Source organism: Mesorhizobium sp. M7A.F.Ca.CA.003.01.2.1 (assembly GCF_003998945.1).
GTDB classification, from domain to species: Bacteria; Pseudomonadota; Alphaproteobacteria; order Rhizobiales; family Rhizobiaceae; genus Mesorhizobium; species Mesorhizobium ciceri.
This window is the reverse complement of sequence record NZ_RZRA01001356.1, coordinates 1-1,049: the sequence shown is the minus strand read 5'-3', so window position 1 is coordinate 1,049 and position 1,049 is coordinate 1. Positions and strand designations below refer to the sequence as shown.

Genomic DNA, 1,049 nt, shown 5'->3' with positions numbered 1-1,049 from the left:
GGCTGGCGCCGGGCGCGATGACGAGTTCGCGAACGGCAAGACCACCAAAATCGAGAGCGGTGCGATCAGCCATGCGCAAGCTCCGCGGCGGTACGTGGCGCCATTGTCTTGAGAAGCTCAGCCGGCGTCGAAGCGCCGCGCTCTTCGGTGCGCACCACGCTGCCGCCCCGCAGGATCGAGATGCGATCCGAAAGCGACATCACCTCGTCCATGCGGTGGGTGATGAACAGGATCAGGCAGCCCTCGCCGGCAAGCGCACGCATCAACGAAAAAACGGATTCGCGATCGGCGAAGTCGAGCGCGGCGGTGACCTCGTCGAGGATCAGGATCTTTGGGTTGCGCACGATCGCGCGAGCAAGGACGACCAATTGCTGCGCGGCGAGCGGCAGCAGGCCGGCTGGCATGTCGAGAGGGACGTCGGTGACCGCGAAGCGCTTAAGCGCAGCTTTCGCCCGGTCACGGCGCTCGTTGCGGGGCACAGCGCGCCGGACCAGCCCGTCGAGGCCGAGCAGGATGTTGTCGGTCACGCTGCGATCCGGCGCGATCAGCACCTCCTGGAACACCGTGGCGAAGCCTTGCGCCTGGAAGGCCGAGGGGTTGGCGCCCGAGAACGGCTTGCCGTGCAGGAGGATCGCGCCGCTGTCCGGCTGGACGATGCCGGACAACAGCTTGACCATCGTGCTCTTGCCCGAACCGTTCTCGCCCAGGATGGTGTGGATGGTTCCCGCCCGAAACGCGATCGATGCGTCCGCGAGCGCGATCGTCTCGCCATAGCGTTTGGATATGGTTTTGACTTCAAGCATGTCGCATTTCGATGCTGGCAGGCCGGCTCCCCGAAAGGAGCCGGCCTGTTGAGAGATTAGCAGGCGTCACTTTGCACAGGCATCGGGCACCTTCGAATAGTCCCAGCCCTTGGTTGGCGCCGGGTTCGAGAAATAGGCGTCGAGCCATTCCTCCGGCATCGGATCTTTCGGCGGGATCGGGAAGATAGACACGGCGTCCGTCGTCATGCAGTCCTTGTACCAGGCACCGAGATCGGCGGTGTGGAC

1 protein-coding gene and 1 pseudogene are annotated in these 1,049 nt (G+C 64.5%); both read right to left on the bottom strand.

All coding sequences use genetic code 11. The features are described from left to right. Positions 1 to 65: 65 nt before the first annotated feature. A complete protein-coding gene (locus EN969_RS32620) occupies positions 66 to 803 on the bottom strand; it encodes an ATP-binding cassette domain-containing protein (RefSeq protein ID WP_013533018.1) in 738 nt (245 codons plus the stop codon). Between the two features lie 66 nt (positions 804 to 869). After that, positions 870 to 1,049 (bottom strand): annotated as a pseudogene (locus EN969_RS32615) (ribose ABC transporter substrate-binding protein); the annotation flags it as partial.